Annotated in this window: 20 protein-coding genes; 9 read left to right on the forward strand and 11 right to left on the reverse strand. The window is 61.3% G+C overall.

What is annotated here, in order from left to right; genetic code table 11:
• Window positions 1-5 precede the first annotated feature (5 nt).
• Together FEF26_RS00880 and FEF26_RS00885 are read left to right on the forward strand one after the other, a co-directional pair.
• Window positions 6-1,298, forward strand: a complete 1,293-nt coding sequence (locus tag FEF26_RS00880; protein ID WP_138251652.1) for a Mur ligase family protein — start codon at window positions 6-8, stop codon at window positions 1,296-1,298.
• Complete coding sequence (locus FEF26_RS00885) at window positions 1,298-2,074, forward strand: type 1 glutamine amidotransferase (RefSeq protein WP_138251653.1); 777 nt, start codon at window positions 1,298-1,300, stop codon at window positions 2,072-2,074. Before FEF26_RS00880 ends, FEF26_RS00885 begins: the two co-directional genes overlap by 1 nt.
• A 1-nt stretch (window position 2,075) precedes the next feature.
• Here the strand turns inward: FEF26_RS00885 and FEF26_RS00890 are convergent, their stop codons facing one another.
• From FEF26_RS00890 to FEF26_RS00895, 3 genes are read right to left on the reverse strand one after another with little or no spacing between them, the layout of a single operon-like run.
• Complete coding sequence (locus FEF26_RS00890; protein ID WP_138251654.1) at window positions 2,076-2,705, reverse strand: anthranilate synthase component II; 630 nt, start codon at window positions 2,703-2,705, stop codon at window positions 2,076-2,078.
• 9 nt (window positions 2,706-2,714) lie between these two features.
• Window positions 2,715-2,879 carry a hypothetical protein gene (locus FEF26_RS15630; RefSeq protein ID WP_166432856.1) on the reverse strand — a complete coding sequence of 55 codons (165 nt, stop codon included), beginning with the start codon at window positions 2,877-2,879 and terminating at the stop codon, window positions 2,715-2,717.
• Window positions 2,879-3,751, reverse strand: a complete 873-nt coding sequence (locus FEF26_RS00895; RefSeq protein WP_166432857.1) for a class E sortase — start codon at window positions 3,749-3,751, stop codon at window positions 2,879-2,881. Before FEF26_RS00895 ends, FEF26_RS15630 begins: the two co-directional genes overlap by 1 nt.
• Window positions 3,752-3,832: 81 nt before the next feature.
• On the opposite strand from FEF26_RS00895, the gene FEF26_RS00900 reads away from it, so the two are divergent.
• On the forward strand, window positions 3,833-4,132 hold the full coding sequence (locus FEF26_RS00900; RefSeq protein ID WP_243730334.1) for a cell division protein CrgA: 300 nt from the start codon (window positions 3,833-3,835) through the stop codon (window positions 4,130-4,132).
• A 3-nt stretch (window positions 4,133-4,135) separates the two neighbouring features.
• On the opposite strand, the gene FEF26_RS00905 is transcribed toward FEF26_RS00900, so the two are convergent.
• The 3 genes from FEF26_RS00905 to FEF26_RS00915 all read right to left on the reverse strand — a co-directional run bounded on the left by FEF26_RS00905 (window position 4,136) and on the right by FEF26_RS00915 (window position 9,681).
• On the reverse strand, window positions 4,136-7,405 hold the full coding sequence (locus tag FEF26_RS00905) for a S41 family peptidase (protein WP_138251657.1): 3,270 nt from the start codon (window positions 7,403-7,405) through the stop codon (window positions 4,136-4,138).
• 140 nt (window positions 7,406-7,545) lie between these two features.
• Window positions 7,546-8,646, reverse strand: a complete 1,101-nt coding sequence (locus FEF26_RS00910; RefSeq protein WP_138251658.1) for a hypothetical protein — start codon at window positions 8,644-8,646, stop codon at window positions 7,546-7,548.
• A 261-nt stretch (window positions 8,647-8,907) separates the two neighbouring features.
• The gene (locus FEF26_RS00915; RefSeq protein ID WP_138251659.1) at window positions 8,908-9,681 is read right to left on the reverse strand and encodes a hypothetical protein; all 774 of its coding nucleotides are present in this window, start codon (window positions 9,679-9,681) and stop codon (window positions 8,908-8,910) included.
• A 59-nt stretch (window positions 9,682-9,740) separates the two neighbouring features.
• On the opposite strand from FEF26_RS00915, the gene FEF26_RS00920 reads away from it, so the two are divergent.
• The 3 genes from FEF26_RS00920 (at window position 9,741) to FEF26_RS00930 (ending at window position 12,232) form a co-directional block, all read left to right on the forward strand.
• Window positions 9,741-10,286 (forward strand): peptidylprolyl isomerase, encoded by a 546-nt coding sequence (locus FEF26_RS00920; protein WP_138251660.1) that lies wholly within the window; start codon window positions 9,741-9,743, stop codon window positions 10,284-10,286.
• 77 nt (window positions 10,287-10,363) lie between these two features.
• Complete coding sequence (locus FEF26_RS00925; protein ID WP_138251737.1) at window positions 10,364-11,152, forward strand: rhomboid family intramembrane serine protease; 789 nt, start codon at window positions 10,364-10,366, stop codon at window positions 11,150-11,152.
• A gap of 216 nt (window positions 11,153-11,368) precedes the next feature.
• Window positions 11,369-12,232 carry an NAD(P)H-binding protein gene (locus FEF26_RS00930; RefSeq protein ID WP_138251661.1) on the forward strand — a complete coding sequence of 288 codons (864 nt, stop codon included), beginning with the start codon at window positions 11,369-11,371 and terminating at the stop codon, window positions 12,230-12,232.
• A gap of 20 nt (window positions 12,233-12,252) precedes the next feature.
• Here FEF26_RS00930 and FEF26_RS00935 read toward each other — a convergent pair whose 3' ends face one another.
• A complete protein-coding gene (locus FEF26_RS00935; RefSeq protein ID WP_138251662.1) occupies window positions 12,253-13,647 on the reverse strand; it encodes a cryptochrome/photolyase family protein in 1,395 nt (464 codons plus the stop codon).
• On the reverse strand, window positions 13,644-15,221 hold the full coding sequence (locus FEF26_RS00940; protein ID WP_138251663.1) for an SDR family oxidoreductase: 1,578 nt from the start codon (window positions 15,219-15,221) through the stop codon (window positions 13,644-13,646). The genes FEF26_RS00935 and FEF26_RS00940 overlap by 4 nt, the downstream gene beginning before the upstream one ends.
• A 237-nt stretch (window positions 15,222-15,458) precedes the next feature.
• Between FEF26_RS00940 and FEF26_RS00945 the strand changes: the two genes are divergently transcribed.
• Window positions 15,459-15,776 carry a hypothetical protein gene (locus FEF26_RS00945; protein ID WP_138251664.1) on the forward strand — a complete coding sequence of 106 codons (318 nt, stop codon included), beginning with the start codon at window positions 15,459-15,461 and terminating at the stop codon, window positions 15,774-15,776.
• A gap of 7 nt (window positions 15,777-15,783) precedes the next feature.
• Window positions 15,784-16,725: an amidohydrolase family protein gene (locus tag FEF26_RS00950; RefSeq protein WP_243730335.1), complete on the forward strand. Its 942-nt coding sequence runs from the start codon at window positions 15,784-15,786 to the stop codon at window positions 16,723-16,725.
• A gap of 24 nt (window positions 16,726-16,749) precedes the next feature.
• Here FEF26_RS00950 and FEF26_RS00955 read toward each other — a convergent pair whose 3' ends face one another.
• Together FEF26_RS00955 and FEF26_RS00960 are read right to left on the reverse strand one after the other, a co-directional pair.
• On the reverse strand, window positions 16,750-18,150 hold the full coding sequence (locus tag FEF26_RS00955) for an SPFH domain-containing protein (RefSeq protein ID WP_138251666.1): 1,401 nt from the start codon (window positions 18,148-18,150) through the stop codon (window positions 16,750-16,752).
• Window positions 18,151-18,458: 308 nt separating this feature from the next.
• Window positions 18,459-19,004, reverse strand: a complete 546-nt coding sequence (locus tag FEF26_RS00960; protein ID WP_138251667.1) for a flavin reductase family protein — start codon at window positions 19,002-19,004, stop codon at window positions 18,459-18,461.
• 222 nt (window positions 19,005-19,226) lie between these two features.
• Between FEF26_RS00960 and FEF26_RS00965 the strand changes: the two genes are divergently transcribed.
• Window positions 19,227-20,018 (forward strand): FadR/GntR family transcriptional regulator, encoded by a 792-nt coding sequence (locus tag FEF26_RS00965; protein WP_138251668.1) that lies wholly within the window; start codon window positions 19,227-19,229, stop codon window positions 20,016-20,018.
• 10 nt (window positions 20,019-20,028) lie between these two features.
• Here FEF26_RS00965 and FEF26_RS00970 read toward each other — a convergent pair whose 3' ends face one another.
• Window positions 20,029-21,465: an amidohydrolase family protein gene (locus FEF26_RS00970; RefSeq protein ID WP_138251669.1), complete on the reverse strand. Its 1,437-nt coding sequence runs from the start codon at window positions 21,463-21,465 to the stop codon at window positions 20,029-20,031.
• Window positions 21,466-21,468: the final 3 nt, after the last annotated feature.

The raw sequence follows: 21,468 nt of genomic DNA on the forward strand, positions 1-21,468 counted from the left end.
TGGCGATGATCCGTCTGCGCCCACCCCGACCGGCGACCATTGTTCTGGGCAAGGCAGCCCGTGCGCTGACCAGACTGCGCGGCGGTTCAGGTTCAGCATTCCCCGGGCTTGTTGTTGAGCGACTCGACCCCAGTTTTCTTGCTGGGGTGCTCGCCCAGTTGCCCCGCGGCGTCGTCGTAGTTTCAGGGACCAATGGCAAGACCACCACCACCAAGATGGTGGTGGAGCTGTTGCGCGGCCAAGGACTCCGGGTTTTCACGAACCGTTCGGGCTCCAACTTCACCCGCGGAGTGGTCGCGTCCATGCTCGGCGAGATTGGCCCCACCGGCAGACTCAACGCAGATATTGCTGTTCTGGAGCTCGATGAGGCTCATGCGGTGCACTTTGTGCGGGCCGTGAATCCGCAGTACTCCCTGTTGTTGAACGTGATGCGCGATCAGCTCGACCGGTTCGGCGAAATCGACACCACCGCCGGACTGCTGCGGACCATCGCCGAACACACCACTGAGGGTGTGGTGCTCAACCGCGAAGACTCCCGGGTCGCTGCGATCGCCGACTCGCTCAGCACGCAGCAGGTCAAGTACTTTGGGCTGGCCCCGGAGCTGCGTTCCCATTTTCCTTCCGACGATGAGCTCCACGGGGCAGGTTCCGGGGTAGTGAGTCAGCAGCCTGAGGCTGATGTGCTGCTGACCGGGCTGGGCACCCAACAGGGAACCTTCCGGATGGGTGCCGAAGAGATCAGCAGCGAGCTGACCGTCAACGGGGCGTACAACATTTACAACGCTGCCGCCGCGCTGGCTCTGGTCCGGCTGGTGCTCGGCGATGACACTGACCGTGGTGCACTCCTGGCGTCACTGCGCAGAGCGTCACCGGCCTTTGGGCGTGGAGAGTCCCTCACCGTGGGGGGCCAGCCCGTAGACCTGGTGCTGGTGAAGAACCCGTCAGGTTTCCGGCTGGGGCTTTCGAGCTTCCCAGCTGAGGGGGTGGCGACCATGATCGCCATCAATGACAACTACGCCGACGGGCGCGATATGAGCTGGCTATGGGATGTCGGCTTCGAATCCTTGGCCCACAAAGGTGTCGCGATGGTCTCCGGGGTCCGCACCTATGACATGGCGCTGCGGCTGAGCTATGACGGAGTGAGCATCGCTGCCCACGAACCCGATCTTGGGAAGGCCCTGGACGATTTTTTGGCAGCTCACCCGGACGTCCCCAAGCGCATCTTCTGCACCTACACCGCAATGCTTGCCCTGCGTAAACGCCTGGGCACCTACACCGAGGTGGAGGCCTTCAACTGATGACTGTGCCCGTTCCCTCTGAGCCCACAGCTTCCGATCAGCAGATTCGTGTCCTTCAGCTGTATCCGCGGGATATGAATATTTACGGTGACTACGGCAACGCCCTGGTGCTGATGCGGCGTATCCAGTGGTACGGCTTCACTCCGGTGATGCTCTCCTACAACCCAGGGGACGAGTTCCCTGAGGATGTGGACATGCTCATCGGAGGAGGGGGCCAGGACTCCGGGCAGGACCGGATACAGCAGGACCTTCTGGGCATCGGCGACCGGCTGCGCGGCTTGGCCGAACAGGACACTCCGATGCTCATGATCTGTGGGCTCTACCAACTGTTCGGGCACTTCTTCGAAACACGCGACGGTTCACGCATCTCAGGGGTCGGTGTCCTGGATGTCGAGACCTACGGCACGGACAATCGGCTGATCGGCAACGTGGTTTCAGAATCCGCGGATTTCGGTCAGATCATCGGTTATGAGAACCACTCCGGGCAGACATACTTGGGGCCCACAGCTGAACCGTTGGCGCAGGTCGTTGTCGGCGAAGGAAACAACCAGCGGGACCCCCACGAGGGCGCCAGGTACCGCAATGTGCTCGGCAGCTACCTCCACGGGGCCCTTCTGCCCAAGAACCCTGCGATCGCGGACTTCCTGATCGGCACCGCCGTGCGGCAGAAGTTTGAGCAGGAACTTCCTGCGTTTGAGGCACCACAGTCAGCTCCGGTGAGCTTACAAACTCTTACCGAACACGCCAGGGAAGCTGCTGCCGCCAGACCCCGCTGATTCAGCGGATGGGGTTGAGGTCGGCAGCCTTCACAGCTGCCCCTTCCATCCCGAGGGACTCCAACCAGTTGCCCAGCATCCGGTAACCTCCCTCAGTCAGCACGGACTCTGGGTGGTACTGCAACCCCCACAGGGGGGCGCTGCGATGCGCCAGCGCCATGATCACTCCATCGGCGGTGGTGGCGGTGACCTCAAGGACATCCGGGACCGTGTTCGGCTGCACAGCAAGCGAGTGGTAGCGCGTAGCCTCGAATGTCTCTGGAAGTCCAGCGAAGGACTCGTGCCCGGTGTGCGTCACCGGTGATGTCTTGCCGTGCATCAGCTGGTCAGCGTGCGTCACGGTGGCACCGAATGCCTCACCGAGGCCCTGATGGCCCAAACAGACTCCCAGCATCGGGGACCGAGCTTCTGCGCACCAGCGGATCAAGTCCACGGAGATTCCTGCGTTCGCGGGAGTTCCTGGGCCCGGGGAGATCAGCACACCATCGTGTTCCGCGGCGAGCTCGGTGACTTCTTCCAGGCTCAGGTCATCATTGCGGATCACTGTGGTCTCAGCGCCGAGCTCACGCAGGTACCCCACCAGCGTGTAGACAAAACTGTCATAGTTGTCGACGACGAGAATACGAGTCATAGCGGTCAATTATCCGTCATCAAGGGTCACATCACCCAATGGGCTGTATTCGCTCAGCCAGGGGAAGACAAATTCCATGAGGCCGTAGACCGCTGCCGCCAGCAAAACCAGTGTGGTGAGGATCCGAATCCACAGCGGACCAGGTAGGACATCGTTGAAGAACCAGGCGTACATCAGTCGGCACCTCTGGCGTAAAACATCTCAGAGATCGGCTCATGGTGCACCAGCTCTTCCGGCGCCTCACCACCCAGCGGCACAAAGTCCACAATCTCAGCGTGGTGGATCAGCCGTTCCCGGTTGGAGTACAACGGGTGGCAGGTGGTGAAGGTCAACACGCCGAACTCGGCCTCTGCCTCCGGGTCACTCGGCACTGCTGAGAGCACTTCGGCCTGGCTGGGAAGAACAACCTGACGCTCTTGGACCTCGTAGATGTAGATCCCGTCATAGGAGACCACATAGATCGGGTCGCCTATCTGCAGGTTGTCCTGATTGCCGAGCATGGACGCATTGGTGTTGCGGTGACCGGCCAGGGCAAAGTTTCCCGGCTCATCCGGCCACTGTGTCTCTGTGTAGTGCCCCACGCCTCCGCGGTCGATCTGCGCCGCGCTGGTGCCGTGTCTGATCGGTGCCGCCCACTGATCACCCAGTCGCGGGGCGTAGACCGTACCCATGATGTCCTCCGACCCGGTCTGACTGCGCATGTGGTCCGCGCACCCGATCTCAGTGCCGTCCTCCAGGGTGTAGCAGACGTCGAAATCGACCGGGGACGGTCCCCCGTCGTCGCCGTCTCCGGCCGGCTCAGCCCGGTCCGGCATTCCGGCGTAGAACTCATTGAGCGAGTCCTGCCTATCCGACTCAGCCTCAATTCCGGTCCACCACAGTTCCCAAACCACAAAAAGCAGCCCCAGCACACCGAGCGTGATGAGGATTTCTCCGAACCAGCCGACCATCCGAGAACCGAACGAACGGCGACGCCGCCGTGGTGGTGAAGTTACTCGAGCCGCCCGCTGTGCCGGGTCTGCGTGTCGAGGTGGTGCTAGCGTCATCGTAGTCAGTGGCTCGCTTTGCGTAGAATGGCGCGGAAGAAGTCCGACGACCATAGAATACCCAATATTCAGGAGTCACCCGTGCCAGAATCCCGACGCCGGAAGAACCGCAATGCCGGCGATCAGCAGCAGAATGATCCGAAATCCCCGCTGAGCGGCGCTGAACAGTTCAGCATGGACGGCCTGGACGGGGAGGACGAGTCGCTGCCCACGTGGTACCGGGTGACCATGTTCGGGCTGATGATCATCGGTCTGCTCTGGCTGATCACCTGGTATGTCACCTCCGGGGCACTACCGATCAGCACCCTCGGAGGCTGGAACATCATTGTCGGGTTCTCCATCGCGATGGTCGGCTTCTTTATGACCATGCGCTGGAAATAGGGTTCAGAGCTTCACTTTCGGATCGGGAAGGCCCGGAGGTGAAGCCGCTGGAGTCTCCTCCAACCGCGCGTAGGCCTCATCGATAGCCCGATCCAGTTGAGGATCATCTGACCGGAACAGCTGGCCCGGCTGATGCACTACCTCAATGTCTGGGTCCACTCCGTAGTTCTCTACTCCCCAGTCTTTGCCTTCAATCCAGAAGGCGTACTTGGGTTGAGTGACGGTGGTGCCGTCGATCAGATCGAACCGACCGTCGATGCCGATGACCCCTCCCCAGGTGCGAGTACCAATCACAGGACCGACTTTTAGGGCCTGCGCCACGGCGTTGACGATATCGCCGTCGGAACCGGAGTTTTCGTTGGCCACGAGCACCACGGGACCGCGCGGGGCACCGTCAGGGTACGGCATAGGTTCCACCTCATGCCGGGCTGTCGCCCAGGCGACCACCCGCTGAGCCAGTCGAGCGATCACCAGCTGAGAGGTGTGCCCACCGCCGTTGTAACGCACATCTGCGATGAGCCCTTCGGCCTGTGTTGCCAACCGGAGGTCTCGGTGCAGCTGAGCCCACCCCGTGGCGACCATATCCGGCACGTGCAGGTAACCGAGCTTTCCTTGAGTCTTCTCCGCGACGTACTCGCGGCGGGAGCGCACCCAGTCCTGATACCGCAGCTCTGCCTCATCTGCGAGGGGAAGCACGACCACTCGCCGGCTGCTGTCACCGCGTGTCAGGGTCAGCTCCACGGGCTTATTCGCCGATCCGGTGAGGTGTTTGGCCGGGCCGATGATGGGGTCCACCGGCTGGCCGTCGACTGCTGTGATGAGGTCACCGGGTTGGGCGTCGACACCAGCGGCATGAAGCGGCGAGCGCGCCTGGGGCTCAGAGGATTCGTTCGGCAGGATCCGGTCGATCCGCCAGCCATGCTCAGCCGGGGAAAGGTCGGCACCCAGCAGACCAAGCTTTTGGTCTTGTCCTGGGGCTGATCCCTGATCCATCACATAGGCATGCGAGGTGTTGAGCTCACCGACGGTCTCCCAGAGGATGTCGATCACATCGTCTTTGCTGCGTGCTGTTTGCACCAGGGGGCGGTAGCGTTCGACCACCGCATCCCAGTGGACACCATCCATATCCGAGCGCCAGAACTGCTGGGACATCAGACGGCAGGTCTCGTCGAACATCTGTGTCCATTCGGCCTGCTGGTCGACCTGGAAGCGGAGGCGAGTGAGGTCAACGGTGACTTTATCGGCGTCGTCGTCTTCAACCTTCTTGGTGGAGGGCTGAACCGTGACCGTGTCCTGGTGACGGACCACAATCCGTTCACCGTCTCCGGAGACCGCATAGTCGGTGAGCTTATCCACAATGACTGTGGTCTTCCGCTGCTGGAAGTCCCAGCGGACCAACTGTTCGGCCGGCTTGTCCCCGGGAACTCCTGCGCGGCGGGCGCCGAGCTCGCCGGTGTCCTGGGGGACGGTGACCCATAGCAGGGCACCCTTGGCCGCGTGCAGCCTGCGGTACTCGGCGGAGGGGACGGGGAACGCCACAATCCGCTCTTCGGCGCGTGCGATGTCCACATCTGGGCTGTCGGGGGCCTTCTTGGCCGCCGAGGCCTCGGAAGCCTCACCATTGGAGTCGTTTTCAGCTGGTGAGAGCCTCCACCCTTCTGCGCTTGGCCCGAACGGCGGCGGTTCCGACGCGGAGAGCGGGATCAGCCATGGCCGGGTTGCTCCGGAGAAAGACAGGGCGAATTCGTAGGTGTCGTAGTGCGGGTCAAACGTCCGGTTCGATAAGAAAGCAATGTACTTGCCGTCGCTTGTGAACGTGGGGGAGAAATCGTGGAACCTGTTGTCGGTCAGCGCCTCAGGCTCATGGTCTCCGTGGGTGTCCAGCAGCATCAGCTGGTGGATCTGGCTCTCTCCGGTGGTCGGGTGCGACCAGAGCATGTAGCGTCCGTCTGGGGAGAAGGAAGGCGATTTCGGCTCCCCGCAGGTCGACCGCATGATGTCGCGCACTTTCGGTGCCGGTGCACGCAGCTTCCGCTTGGAGTCAAGGGTGATCAGGCGGATCCACCCATCGTGGGAGAGAACGGCGAGCCGTTCCCCGGCAGGGTCTGCGGCCACGTGCAGAATCCGGCCCAGCTCGCCGGTCAGGAGTCGCTCCGGAGCCGCTGATCCGTCGAGGGTGTGGATTTCGAGGCTGTCTTCGCCCTCAGCGTCAGTGACCAGCGCGGCTCGGCCTGTGGTGCCCAGCAAGACCGGTTCGCGGGTGCGGACACCTGACTCTGCCGCGAGCGCCCGGCTTGGGCCCTCTCGGTGCGTGAGCCAGAACGTTTTGCCCCGCCAGGAGACCAGGCTGGCATCTGCACCCTGATCGGGGACCATGAGGTCCAGGTTGTCGGTGGGCTTCAGCGTCAACGGCGCCGGAGTCGTCCCGGGCAGCGTGACTTCGAGTCTCCGGGCCGCGGAACTCACACTGTCCTTGATCCAAATGGTGCCGCGGCTGTGCCAGGTGATTCGGGCGCCGTCGCTGGTGGCATCACGGACGTATCCGGTGGTCTCATCCTGGAAGGTGAGCTGCTTGAGACTCTTGTGCTTATTGGCGGCAGGTTTCTCCCAGATCCACAGGTTGGCCTGCTCGTTTGCCTTCTTGGGGAAGCTGGCTGAGCGGTCGGAGACGAAGAGCAGGGCGTCATCGATCCACATGGGGTCCACGATTGCCGCGGTCTCGTCGGCGAGAAGCTGGGTCCAGCTGCCCTTGCCCTTGGCGTCCAACCACAGTTTGGGGGCTGTACCGCCGCGATACCGCTTCCAGTGCGCAGGGGTGCGGTACTCCGGTGTGGTCAGAGCTGCAGCGCCGGAGGCTGAGACGGCCAGGCCGGTGGCCGATCCGTAGTGCAGACGCTCCCACTGTCCGTCGAGCGACAGTGCCCGGACCACCTGGTCGCGGTGCACTTCCTGCGCGTTGGTGGACACCAGGAGGCGGCCATCCTGGGCCCACCCCAGGATGGTGGTGCGCCGATTGCCCCACCAGGTGAGGCGACGCACCTCGCCGGAATCGATGCCCACCGCGTAGACCTCATGGTCGCCATCATGTGTGGAGATAAACGCCACCTCGGTGCCGTCTGGGGATATGCGCGGGTGCTTGACGCCGGCAGCGTCGCGAGTCAGCCGCCATGCCCTGCCCCCAGCGGCAGGTGCGAGCCAGACCTCGTCAGCGGCAGTGAATGTGATGTGGTCACCATGCAGATGTGGGTATCGCAGATACGCTCCGGAGCTCATCCACTCACCCTACACAGCGTCAGCTCGGAGAATCCTGGGCACTGCCGTGCACCTCGCCCTACACCCGGAAATCAGGCTCCTGTTGGGTTGTCAGATGCCTATAGGACACTGACAACCCAACATGCGCCTGAAGCTCCAGTTCAGAGTAGCCCTACGTGGCTGAGCCTTGCGCGGAGCATCCGGGGGTCCCGGAACTCGTCCTTCCCCCAGCGGACAACGCGCCAACCCTGTCCTTCCAGGGCTTCACGGCGTTGCTTCTCCCGGTAATGCAGCTCCGCGGGGTCTATTCCATGGGTGTACTGCTGGTGGAAGTACTTCACCTTTCCATCCACCTCTCCCACCACTCGCTCACGTTCCCAACAGAAGTCTGTCCGGAAGGCCCCCGCTGGGGTTCTGATGACTTTCTGCAGTGTCGGGGCGGGGCACTTGATCTGGTCGATCAGCACTCGCGATTCTGACTCCAGGGCTGACTCAGCTCGCCCATCCGCGAAGTCCCAGGCCCGCTGCCAGCGTTCTCGCTGGCGTTGGGATCGTAGATACTGCAACCACTTGTCCACATCGACGTCGTTCCTGGCTTTGACCGCGTCCAAAACCACCACCGCCTCAGTGAAGGACATACGGCTGACAGTATCGATCACCGCCAGGCTCAGCGGTTCACTGCGATACCCGGCTTTGGGTCCTACAACTGCCTGGAGAGCGCCGGCATCACGTCGGACCTCAGGGGACCGATACGTGCCGGCACGGACACACTGACGCAGCTCAGAGCGTGAGGTCCCGGCTGGGCATGCGGCTTCCAAGAGCTTGACGGAGATACCGCTCAGCCTCGCCTGATGCAGCGCCCCGTCAGCGTAGGTGGCGTCATAGCGGCGCCGGAACTGTTGCGGCGGCACTTTGCCGGTCAAGGGAGGGGGCGCGAACTGCTTGGCCGATCCTGGGTCGGAGGTTCGCCCATACACAGCAGGTGGAGTCTTCAGCAACGGAAGGCCATGCAGCAGGAGAGTCGTCTCCCGGCAGAACAGGGGCGCCCTGCTGATGGCTACAGCGGCGACGGTGATCTCATACTGCGTCCAGGGCGGGGCCTCGACCCATGCTTGGGCTGGGACATAGATCCCGCGGCGGACACGGAGCACCTCGCCTCGACGGAGCATTTCGGTCAGTCTTTCGCTGGTGTGAGAACCATCTGCTTGGCGTTCCGCTTTCAGCAGCTCAACAGGCGTGGTGCCCTCTAGTGTGCTCCGCATGCCAATAGCCTGGCGTAGGAGTCTAACGCCCCGCTAGGCGCAGCGCTCACCTGTGGAAAAGCGGCGTGTCACCGCCTCCCGCCTGCTCCCCCACCCCCATATCAGGGAGTTGTTGAGAGTTCAGGCTCCTACAGGATGCTGAACTCTCAACAACTGCCTGAAATCCCGGGCCAGACTGGGACAAGCACCCCCACACACACGAAAGAGGGTCCCACACCGTTCGGTGCAGGACCCTCCAACAGAGGTGAACTCTGTAAAGCCTTAGGCGGCGGGCTTAGGTGATGGAACCTCAGCGCCTGCGGGCTTCGCATCCGTGTTGGTCTCCGCCTGAGCCGCCGGCTTGGGCGAATCAGCTGGAACCTTGGATGAGGAGACCGGCTCTGGCTTCTTCCAGGGGTCTTCCACCGGCTTGGACGCCCTCCAGGCGGCCACCCCGGCAGTCACGCCTGCGGCGACCACACCGAAGACGAGGAGGCCCTTCTTCCGGGACTTCGCCTTCTGCTGCTTCTTCAACTCTTTGGCCGCAGCTTTGGCGGCCTTCTCAGAGTTCTTCCGCAGCTTCTTGACGATCTTCTTATCCCCGGTGGCCTTGATCAGCGCCGATTCCACCCGTGGGTCGAGCTCAGCCTTGTGGATCAGCTTGGCGGTCTGATCCGCATAGCCTCCCAGTTTGGCTGAAGCCGCGGGCAGGGTGTTCTTGGTGAAGTCAGTCTTGGCGTCGTCGTACTTGGCGACGACCCTTTGGATCTCTTTCTTGGCCTTTGGCGGCAGCTTGTCATACTGAGCAGCTATGCCGTCACCAGCCTGGGATGAAAATTCCTTAATTTTGGAACCAGCCACAGCCGCACCGTCATTCACCGCGTGAAGAGCTTTTGCCGAGGCATCCTGTACCTTCGGAGCACTCTTGCGGTAGGTGTCTTCTGCCCAGTCAGCAGCCGTACCAACTTTTGGTGCGGCCCATTCCTGAGCAGTTTCGAGTCCGGCGAGCACAGTGTGCCCCCAGGTGTGGCTCGGTTTCTTTTTCTTACCGAACATGCATGTCCTCCGAATCAGGATCGGTTGCTCTACTTAGCCTACATGGAACAATAGCCCTTATGACTGCAATAGCTACCCATAAAGCGACCATCAAGACCAACGCCGGCAACATTGTTGTCGAACTCTTCGGTCACCACGCTCCGGTGACTGTGGAGAACTTCGTGGGGCTGGCCACCGGTGATAAGCCGTGGAAGCACCCAGAGACCGGTGAAGACAAGACGGGCACCCCGCTCTACGACGGTACGGTATTCCACCGGATCATCAAAGACTTTATGATCCAGGGCGGCGACCCGCTGGGCCTGGGTGTGGGCGGACCGGGTTACCAGTTCGACGACGAGATCCACCCAGAGCTGGACTTCACCGAGCCGTACAAACTGGCTATGGCTAACGCCGGTACCCAGAACGGCAAAGGCACCAACGGCTCCCAGTTCTTCATCACCTCAGTGGCCACCACCTGGCTGCAGGGCAAGCACAGCATCTTTGGCGAAGTCCGTGACGCGGAAAGCCGGAAGATTGTGGATGACCTCAACGCCGTGTCCACCGATATGCGCGACCGTCCCAAAGAGGACGTCGTGATCGAGTCCATCGAAGTAGACAAACTCTGAACACCTGTTTTCAGCATCAGGGCAAAGAGGCCTATGTGGCGTGCCAGCGCTGCGATAGGCCTCTTTGTTCTGCGTGCATGGTGGAGGCCCCGGTGGGTTTTCAGTGCCCAGTCTGTATTGATGAGGCACGACGCCGCCTGCCCACCCAGAGAACCGCGTTCGGGGCTCGTGCCGGGTCGGGGAGACCAACTGTCACCTACTCGGTGATCGCCATCTGTGTGGTGGTCTACATCATCCAGATCCTGCCGGTCTCTGCCGGTCAGCTGCTCAGTCCGCTCCCCGATCTGACCGAGCTGTGGGCCTACGCGCCAGCGTACACCTCAGCCTGGTACCCGGTGTTCGAGCCCTGGCGGATGCTGACCTCCGCGGTTTTGCATCATCCCGGCAACGCCATGCATATCGCGTTCAATATGCTCGCCCTGTGGTTCGTGGGCCGATCGATGGAACCTGAGATTGGCCGGTCACGTTTCATTGCGCTGCTGGTGCTCTCCGCCTGGGGTGGTTCCCTGGCGATCCTGCTCAGCTCCGTCGTCGGGCTGTCCAGTCCCTTCGGTCCAACAGTAGGAGCCTCAGGGGCAGTATTCGGTCTGTTTGGTGCGCTGTTCATCCTGATGCGATCCTCGGGTTCCGAGACCGGAGGAATCGTCGCGTTGGTAGTGATCAACATGGCGGTCAGCTTCCTGGTGCCGAACATCTCGTGGCAGGGCCACCTGGGTGGACTCATCACCGGTGTGCTGGTGGCACTGATTATTGCTAAGTCACCGCGCCGCAATAGGGTGCTTTGGACCTCAGTGGGCTTCTCGGGACTCATCCTGGGGCTTTTGGGACTCACCCTTGCCGGTATCCAGCTGGTGCCTCTGCCCTAACCCGGCCTCACTCTGTCCGGCGGCGGGCGGTCTCATTCCCCAGATTCCACAAGATCCTGTGGATAACCTCTGTTAAATGCTGCTCAAGACCGCTGTGTCCTGTCGTAGGGCGAATGTTTGGGTGCGCAACGCAAGGAGTTACACGTGTGTAGTTTATCCACACTGTGGATAACTGCTGTGGATAACTCGTTCAGCGTGACGGTCTAGTCTTGATCCATGTCTTCGGCTCCTTCTCCGCACCGTTCCTCATCCACCTCAGGCCCCCACCACGTGCTGCTGGCAGGGTGTGGTGATTTAGGCTCCCATGTGGGACAACTGCTGCATCGCTCCGGCCATCAAGTCACCGGAGTCCGCCGGAACGCTGAGGCCGCTGAGGTTCCGTTCCCGGTGGTCAGCATGGATTTAGCAGACCCTGGAACAGTGCAGTTACCTGAGGCGGACGCAGTGGTCATCGCGCTGACTGCCGATAGCTATGATGCTGCCGGTTATGAGCGGGCCTACCGCAGCACACTTCGCGGGCTGGCCAAAGCTCTACCCACGGTGCCGCAGCGCGTAGTACTGGTGTCCTCCACCGGCGCGCTTGGCGATCATGAGGGTGAGGTCATCACGGAGGACTCCGAACCACTCCCAGACAGGGAGACCGGCAAGGTGCTTCTCGCCTCGGAGCAGGATGCGCAGGAGCTCTTCGACTCAGTGACGATTCTGCGGGCGGCTGGGATCTATGGACCAGGCCGGACTCGGACGATCGACCAGGTGCTGCGCGGCAATCCAATGGACCATGGACGCATCACCAACCGTATTCACCGCGATGACTTATCCGCTGCCATCGCGCGGCTGGTTGCCGTTAACAACCCTCCCGCGCTGCTCCATGGGGTGGACAGAGAACCGGCGCCACTTGGCCGGGTGGTGGAGTTCGTTGCTGGTCTGCTGAATGTGCCCGTACCGGAGGATTCTGGTTCCGGCCGACCGCACGGCAAGACCCTGGACGGCACCGCTCTGCACCGGTTCATGGGTGAGTCCGGACTGCAATATCCAACATTCCGTGAGGGGTACAGCGCCTTAGTGGAAGCTCGCGCTTAAACCATCCACTGCTGGTGGCCTCAGGTGTTCTTCCCAGTAATAGTGTCGTAATCAGCGAGCGCATTGCGCCGAGTTTCTTTCAGGTCAACTAGAGGATCAGGGTATTTCTCGGTGCCGTATTCGGGGACCCAGGTTCTGACGTATCTCATGTCGGGATCGAACCGGTCCTGCTGGCGCTCGGGGTTGAATATTCTGAAATAGGGTGCGGCGTCTGCTCCGGAGCCGGCAACCCACTGCCAGTTCACAGGGTTAGACGCGGCGTCGGCGTCGACTAGTGTGTCCCAAAACCAGGCTTCCCCCTCACGCCAGTCAATGCCCAGGTTCTTGACCAGCAGACTTGCGGTGACCATACGGACCCGGTTGTGCATATGCCCGGTGCCCCAGAGTTCGCGCATCCCGGCATCCACCAAGCCGAACCCAGTGAGTCCGGCTGTCCATGCCTGGAAGGTGTCTGGGTCTTCTTGCGCTGACTTCCATGGGTAGTTGTCGAATTCGGAGCGCATGTTCACGTCGGGAATCTGCGGGAAGTGGTAGAGCAGGTGCCAGGCAAAATCGCGCCACCCAAGTTCGGTGCGGAACCGAGTCTTGCTTTGGCTATCTTTGATGCTTCCGGCGGCTTCCCAGACCTGGTGGGGACTGATTTGGCCGAAACGGAGAAACGGAGAGAGGCGCGACGTCGCCTCGGCGGCGGGCTCTTGCCCATGGGAGTGATAGCGGTCGGCGTCGTCGTCAATAAATGTTCTCAGCTGCTGGTGACCACCGGATTCCGTCGGATCCCAGATCTCATGCCATCCTTTGGCCCAGTTCGGCGATCGTGGCAGAAGGTCGAGGCCCTCAAGGCTCCCGAGCTCGATTCCTGATCCGGTGAGACGTGCGGTGGCGTTGCTGATATCCCCTAGGGGCGCCGGTGCCGGTTCTGGCATGGCGATGTCCCGGGCACTGAGCGCTTTCCAGAATGGGGTGAAGACCTTGTATGGCCCGCCAGTGGTGGTTTGTAGTTTCCAGGGTTCTTCCAGCATGGTGGCTGCGAAGCTTTCTACCGTGACGCCTTTATCCGGCAAATCAGCTTTGATCGCGGCGTCGAGCTCCCTTTCTGGGCCGCCATAGCGGCGCGACCAGTGCACCCTGTCAGCACCGCTCGCCTCGGCAAGTTCGAGGAGTATCCGTTGGGGGTCTCCGGCTCGGATCAGCAGGGGGATGCCGAGCTGTTGAAGGTCTTTATGCAGGGATTCCAGCGCGTGATGTAACCACCATTTGGCCGCGCCACCGAGAGGACGGATACCGGGGGTGTGCTCATCGAGAACGTAGAGCCCGACGACGTCGCCAGGCGCTTCGGCATGTTCGCACGCGGCTATCAGGCCGGGGTTGTCCTCTACCCGGAGGTCATCTCGGTACCAGTGGATCGTCCTGCTCATCGAGCTCCCTCTGCCTCTGCGGAGGTTTCGCGGTGTTCGTTGAGGCGGGCCGTTTCGATGATGTTCTCCAGCATGGTGGGGAAGATGGATCGGTGGAAGGGTGCCATGGACATCCAGTAAAGGGTTCCACGGATGCTCTTTGCATAGAACAGCGCCCGCTGCTTGAGTTGGACGGTCCCGCCTTCAAGTTCGTCGATGCTGAACTCCAGCCAGGCATAGCCGGAGACTTTCATCTCAGCTCGGAGCAGCAGCCGGTGTCCGGGTTCCATTCTCTCCACTCGCCACCAGTCCACGGGGTCTCCGACCCTGAGGCTGTCTGGCAGACGGCGCCCACGGTTCAAACCGGCGCCGCCGACGAGTTTGTCCCAGAGGCCGCGAACTTTCCAGGCCAGCGGCCAGGAGTGCCATCCGTTGCTTCCCCCGATGCCTTCAATGACTTTCCATACGGCATCGCTGCTGACATTATCGGCTTCTATAGTGCGCACATCTTCGTAGCGGCGCAGACCAGCCCAGTCTGGGTCGGAGGGCAGCGCACCAGCTGAGTGTTCCAGGGGACCGATATCAGCATCCCAGGTGGTGTCGATCGAACCTTCTTCTTCGCGCCGTAGGGCCAGGGAGACGGCTTCGCTGTAGTTCAGCAGTCCTGCTGCCGGTGGTGGGAAGTAATCATCTACGTCTCTGTTGTTGGTCACGGCGTCGTTCTGCAAAGACCTAACCAGAGGAATGGTGAGTGTCATGGGCAACGGTGTCACCATGCCCACCCAGATTCCGGACAGGGTGGCGGCTGGCAGGGGCAGTGGGAGCACTTTGCGGGGCTTGAGTCCCGCCATGGAGGAGAACTCCTCCATGACTTTGGAGTAGGACTTGACCTCCCCTGAGCCGATGTCGAGGATGCGGTTGATCTGTCCGGAGTACTCTGTGGCCGCCAGCAGGTAATGCAGCACGTCGCGGATGGCGATCGGTTCGACGTTGTTCTTCACCCAGTCTGGTGCTGGCATGAGACGAAGTTTGAGGGCCAGGTGGCGAATCATCTCGAAGGATGCTGAGCCTGAGCCAATGATGATTCCTGCTTGGAACGCGACAGTGTTCACCGGGCTTTCCAGGAGGATTCGGGCGACCTCTGCGCGGGAGCGCATATGAGGGGAAAGCTTCACACCTTCGGGGTGGAGTCCACCGAGGTAGACGATGCGTGAGACGCCTTCACGTTCAGCGGTGGCCGCGATCCGGCGGGCGGATTCGGCTTCGCGTTCTTCGAAGTCACCCCCGCCACCCATGGCGTGGACGAGGAGGTAGACCACGTCGACGCCGCGCATGGCTTCATCCAGGCCCTCGTGGTCCTCGAGGTCCACGTGGTGAATCTCCACCTGGTCTCGCCAGGGCGCGTTCTCCAGTTTCGTCACCGAACGTGCTGCGGCGCGAACTTCGTGCCCAGCTTGCAGAAGGCGCGGAACCAGCCGTCCGCCGATGTATCCGGTCGCTCCCAGGACTAGGACCTTCTGTGGGTGTTCGCTGGGTGTGATCTTCTCTCTGCCCAGTCGATCCTCAGATGTGTGGTCTTGTGATGAATCGTCCACTGCGAGCCTCCAACACGTTTGTGCCCGTAGGCGCAAGCGCCACCAGATGAGTGTTGCTGTGAGTCAGTTCAGAGAACATTTTCAGCCTACGGAACGGTCTGCTTATGGTCTCATAGCAGGCTGAACAGTCAGCGGCTGCGGATAGCACTGTGGAATTAATGCCCGCTGCCCGCCCTGCGGTCGGAAGTCAGGCCAGGAGATGTTCCGGTGTGGTGCGGAGTTTGGCAGACTGAAGCGATGAAACCACTTCATGCCCAGCTCACGCCGGATCTGGCTCGGGCGGCTCGCGCGCTCACCCAAGTGTCGGTTGATGTGATCGGCGAGGCAGCTGCTATTGAACCTGCGCGGGTGCGCGACTTCGAGCATCGCGGCATCGCCTTGGACCGTGCGGACAACAACACGCTTCGTGCCGCATTGGAAGAGTACGGCGCGGCGTTCTTCGCCGAAGATGACGAAGGGGGTTACGGAGTGCGGCGCAAGCACAATGCGTCGAAAATTCGCCAGCTCACCCGCTGGGAGGGCGAGGGCGGCCCCACCTACGAGGACGACCTCTGAGGAGGCAGTGGAGAACCTGAGCAGCAGAACCGGCGACGACGCCGCGCCTAAGTTCAGTAGAGAAGCTGAAGCGGTCCGTGCCCGTTGGCAAGAGCTGGGGTTGCCGGGCCTGGTGGATATCCATACTCACTTCATGCCGGACAGGGTCCTCCGTAAGGTCTGGGCACACTTTGATGAAGTAGGCCCGCAGTTGGGGCAGGAATGGCCCATCACCTACCGCCGCTCAGAGAACGAGCGGATCGCCATCCTGCGGGCCTTTGGACTGCAGACCTTCACGACGCTGAATTACGCCCATCGCCCAGATATGGCGGCCTGGCTCAACGACTACTCACAGCGCTTGGCAGCCCGGGTGCCCGAGGCGGCGCTGAGCGCCACGTTCTACCCGGAGCCGTCAGCACCGGATTATGTGGCTGAGGCGGTCGCTGCCGGTGTCCGGGTGTTCAAAGTCCACGTGCAGGTGGGTGGTTTCGATCCCGCTGACGAACGTCTCGGCCCAGTGTGGGAGCTGCTGTCGGCGGCGGGGATCCCAGTGGTGATCCACTGCGGGTCCGGGCCGAATCCAGGTGAGTTCACCGGCCCTTGCCGGATCGAGCGGCTGTTGGGGCAGTTCCCGGGTCTGCGTCTGGTGATCGCTCACTTGGGCATGCCCGAGTATGCGGAGTTCATGGATCTGGCTGAGCGCTTCGACGGCGTGCATCTGGACACGACTATGGCGTTTACGGACTTTATCGAGCGTCTGCACCCGTTCCCCCGGGAGCGGCTGGGCCAGCTCAGCGATTTGCAGGACCGCATTGTTCTGGGCACCGACTTCCCCAACATTCCCTACCATTACACTCATTCGCTGGACGCGTTGATCGACCTGGACATGGGCGACGCATGGCTACGGGCGGTGCTCTATGAAAACGGGGCTCGACTTCTCGGGTCCGCTGAGCCTGCACCGCGCGACTAGCTCCCGACGTCCTGGGTGTTCTGGTTAGCCGCTCTCGGTCTTCTCGCCGCCCTTCGCCGTGTCTTTGGTGCCCGACTCGGACATCGCTTCACCGATGGCAGAGCCTTGAACCTTCGCTTGAAGAATCGACCCCAGATCGATGCCGGTGGCGGCCTCAACCCGCTTGAACACCCCGGCCAGGGCCACCGAGGACTCGCCGTCAAAGTGCTGGGATGCTCCTGATTCGCCGGTTCCGCCGATCAGCGTCATCGATCCGATGTTGGAGTAGCCGGCAGCGAAGGAGTCCATCAGCTGCGGCAGGACTGCAAGTGCTTCGCGGGCCAGCACGGCCTCTTGGTTCTCGCGCAGTGCTTCGGCCTCTGCGCGGATGGCGGCGGCCTTGGCCTCACCTTGTTCGCGAATGGCCGTGGCCTCAGCCTCAGAGCGCTGCAGGCGGGCGCGAGCCTCGGACTCGGCGACCAGTGCCTCGGCTTCGGCGGCCTTGGTGCGTTCGTAGGCCTCCGCGTCGGCGCGCTTCTGCTGCTTGTAGAGATCAGCATCGGCAACGCGTTTGACCTCGGCGTCGAGTTCAGCCTGTCGGTTCTCGGCTCGCTGGCCGAGCACTTCCTGGCGTGCCTTTTCGCCGGCGAGCGCTTCAGCCTGTTCAGCTTCGGCTCGTGCTTGGCCGACTCGAGAGGTCGCTGCGGCCTGGTTCGAGTCGTACTCAGTCTCCTCGATCAGGTTCTGCTCGCTGTTGGAGATGCGCTCTTTGGCGATCGCGCGCTCGGCATTGGTGGCGGCGATCTCGGCGGCTTGGCGTTTGGCCTCGATCTCCGGAGCACCCAAGGAGGCGATGTATCCCGAGTCGTCGGTGATTTCGCGGATCTGGAAGGAGTCCAGCAGCAGGCCCTGGGTCAGCAGTTCTGGAGAGATCGATTCGGAGATTTCATCGGAGAACTTCTGCCGGTCCCGCATCAGCTGGATGACTGTCTGCTGGGCCATCAGACCGCGCAGTGCGCCCTCCAGCTGGTCTTGGGTGTACTCGACCACGGCGTCGTCCTGGGAGGCGAAGCGCTCGGAGGCCGCTTTGACGTCCTCGACCGTACTGCCGATTTTCACCAGTGCGACTGCCTCGGCGTTGATGGTCACATTGTCGTGGCTCTGCGCGGTGACCGTCATCAAGACTTGCCGGGAGCGCAGAGAGATGATCTCATGCCGCTGCCGAATCGGGTTGACGATCGCGCGTCCATTGACGATGACCTGTTTGGGTCGTGAACCGGGGGTGTCGGAACGCGCGGACTTACCGGTGACCACCAGCGCCTCATCCGCGCGGGCCACCTTGGTCCAGGCACGCATGATGATCAGCCCGATGACACCGGCCAGCAGTGCCACAACGATCAGGACGACCACGATGGCCAACGTGCCGCCTGTTGTCAGAATGTCCATGTGGTCCTGCCTCCAGTCGCTTTAGCGCTTACGTAGAACTGCTAGATCCTCAGCTCTCTCCTGTTGTCACCCTACCTACGACCCAGGAGGCTTGTCCGCAGATTGCGCAAGGAGACTTTCGGTGAAGCGACCTGTCTATAGCAGCAAGAAGTTGACTGCTGAGCACGAAGCTTAGAAGTTGCCCAACAGATCCACTGGTGCCCCACGAGGAATTTCTCAGAGCCGAGGGACTCCACGGCCGTGGAAGCGACAATACGAGGCAGTCGAGAATTGTCTGATGAGACGGGTGGTTAGAGGGCGGCGGGAGATCAGGCCGCTACCGGAGTCTCCAATTCACGGAATCCGGAAGCTTGGAAGACCAGAGGCTCGATCCCGTCCTGTGCGCTCACACTCTTGACCTCCATGACGACCACAGTGTGGTCCCCGGCCATATGCTCACCAACCACCTCACAGTCCAACCACACTGGAGAACCGTCAATGAGCACGGCTCCAGTCTCGGCAGTCGTGGTGGACAGCCCAGCGAATCGATCGCCTCCTTTTGAAGCAAGTTGCATGCAGGCAGCCGCGTGGTTATTGCTCAGGATGGAAATCCCTATATTTGGGGCATCCTTCAGGACAGGCCACGTCGTAGAGCTGTTCTGTACAGCAAACATGACCATCGGTGGATAGAAGGAGACTCCCACAGTGAAAGAAGACGCTGCGATACCGATCAGCTCACCGTCTATCTGCGCACAAAGTGCGGCAACCCCGGAGGGGAAGGCGGCGAATGCTTCTTTGACGATCTGCCCACCCTCACCCACAGACTCCAGAGTGCGCTCGCCAGTATCGGTGATCTCGTTTTCTAAGAAGTTCATCGGTTCTCTCCCACAAGTCGTGAATATCCAATGCATCTACGTAGATCAGAAATGAGGAACGTATGCATGTTTCAAGAATATACGCCAGGCATGAGTCGCGAAATTGACGAGCCTGTTACTGTAGTGTTTCTTTTACTGCACTTTCGAATGCCGTGGTGCTATCTTGGAGAATGCGTGCAGAATGATGTTGGCCTGTCATAACAGCAGATACAAGGAGAACCGATGACCGCGGTGGCGCCAGAGAGTCGGAAGGCTGACTACACGCATCTCACTCCTGAGGAATTCCGGCTCATTCGAATCCTCAGCGAATTTGAGACCCCCACCGGTGCACGAGTCGTCACCCGGCAAGCTTTGGACGAGGGCGTTGAGCTCAGCGAAGCCACTGTTTCCCGTATTCTCCTTCGGTTAGACCGGATGGGACTGACTACGCGCGTTGAGCGTAAGGGGCGTCTGGTCACCGAGGAAGGTCGCCAGCTTGTTGACGACACTCAGCAGAGCCGACTGATCCACGATGAGCTCCGCCACGCGCTGAACATCACGGACGTGAGTCAGCTGGTAGATCTGTTGCGTGCACGCCGCGGCTTGGAGCAAGAGGCGGCTCTCCTGGCGGCCCAGCACGCGACCGCTGAAGATCTGGAAGAGCTCAGGGCCAACGTGGAGCTCTACCGGCGAACAGTCGGAACGCCTGACGGCATCCGCCCTGGCATGGAGTTCCACCGGTTACTCATCCGGGCGGCTCGCAGCCCCCTGCTGGAGGCGATCGCGCGCACCATCTTGTACGACCCGGTAGAGAAATTTGAGCCTGCGCTCTCAGCCATAGTCGGCGAACACGGAGATCTCGACCAGGCGGTGGCTCAGCACGTCGAGATCGTTGACGCCGTGGAGGCCGGCGACGCCGATCGCGCACGCCGCCTAGTCCACGCTCACCTCAGCGATTTCTTAGAAGAGGCTGATCTTTTTACCAAGCACGCTAATCCATCTGTGGTACGTCGGCTGCTCGCACTCATCCTCTGAGGCTTCCGCTCTAGAAGCGGGGGTAGGAGAGCGGGAAATGCTCCTCCACCCCACGCCCAGCCCAATCATGCTGGGGCCAACGCTCCCAGATCCGTTCGGAAGCGTCCTGGACCGCTGCAGCAGATTTCTTCACGTCAATAGTGGGCACCGCGCCATCGTCGACCACGACCTTCCCGTCCACCAGGACAGTCTCTACGTCGGTGGGCTGAGCGTAGTAGACGATATTGCGGATCGGATCGCGCAACGGCTGCATGGAGAGGGTGTCTGTCCGCCAGAATACAAGGTCCGCCTTGGCCTGCTCGCAGATGCGCCCAAGGTCGGTCCGCCCCAGGGCTTCAGCCCCTTCTATGGTAGCGGCGGCGAAGACCTCGCCAGCGGTCACAGCGTGTGAATGCTTCTCGATGATCTTCCCGATAACGGAGGTCCACCGACAGGATTCGATCATCGACTGAGCCACCGTGTCGGTGCCCAATGAGATTCGGACTCCCCGGTCTCGATACTTCTTGAAGGACTCCAAGGCTATCCCGTTGCGAGCGAAGACCCAGGCGTTGTAGGCCACCGTAGCTCCGGTCTCGGCCAACAAGCCCAAGTCGTCACCGGGGAAGTTCACCCAAGAGTTCCCTGTCGTGAATATCACGTGACCTAGGACTGGCTTATGTGCCAGGAACCCGATGTCATACAGCCACTCCACGGGGGTGCGGCCATGTCTTTGGGTCATTTCCTGGAATTCAAAGACGCTTTGCGCGGCATGGGTGGTCACCGGCAATCCACGCTCCGTAGCCGCCTCAGCACTAGCCATCAGCAAGTCCTCAGTACAGGTGTCTACCTGGGCCGGGTAGAAAGCGCCCTGAATCCGGCCATTGTCTAGATTCACCGAGTCAGCCAGATCCACCGCGTGCTGAAAGCCCTCCCAGCCGGCTCGCTCATCCCACTCGTACTCAACTCTTTTGCCATCACGCGTCAACCAACGCCCGGAGCGGTAGCTGTGTCCCACGTAAGCCCGAATCCCGTGACGCTCGGCTTGCTCAGCGAAGAACTCCGCCTCGCTTCCCATTTGCAGCACAGTTGTACAGCCAGACAGCAGCAATTCTGCAATGGAGAACGTCACCGACGCGTGCTGGCCCTGGACATCCAAGGCCATTGCCTTTGGGGGGAGTATGTCCGCCAAAGTGCTGGAGTAGAACTGCCGGCGCTCGGAATCTTCCGCCAAGGACTTGTCCACTGGAGATTCCTGCAGATGCGCGTGAGTGGAGACAAACCCCGGGGCAATCACCGACTCGGTGTTGACCGTAGCGTCCACGTGACCGTTGAATTCTTGGCCCACATAGAGAATTCGGTCATCTTGTACGACCACACAGCCGTCCCGAAGGAGACGGTGGCCGCCATCTTGTCCGTCAACTGCAGATTTGTAGGCAATGATCCATGGGGCGTTGTAACGAGTAATCATGTT

This window comes from Nesterenkonia salmonea (assembly GCF_005771525.1).
GTDB classification, from domain to species: domain Bacteria; phylum Actinomycetota; class Actinomycetes; order Actinomycetales; family Micrococcaceae; genus Nesterenkonia; species Nesterenkonia salmonea.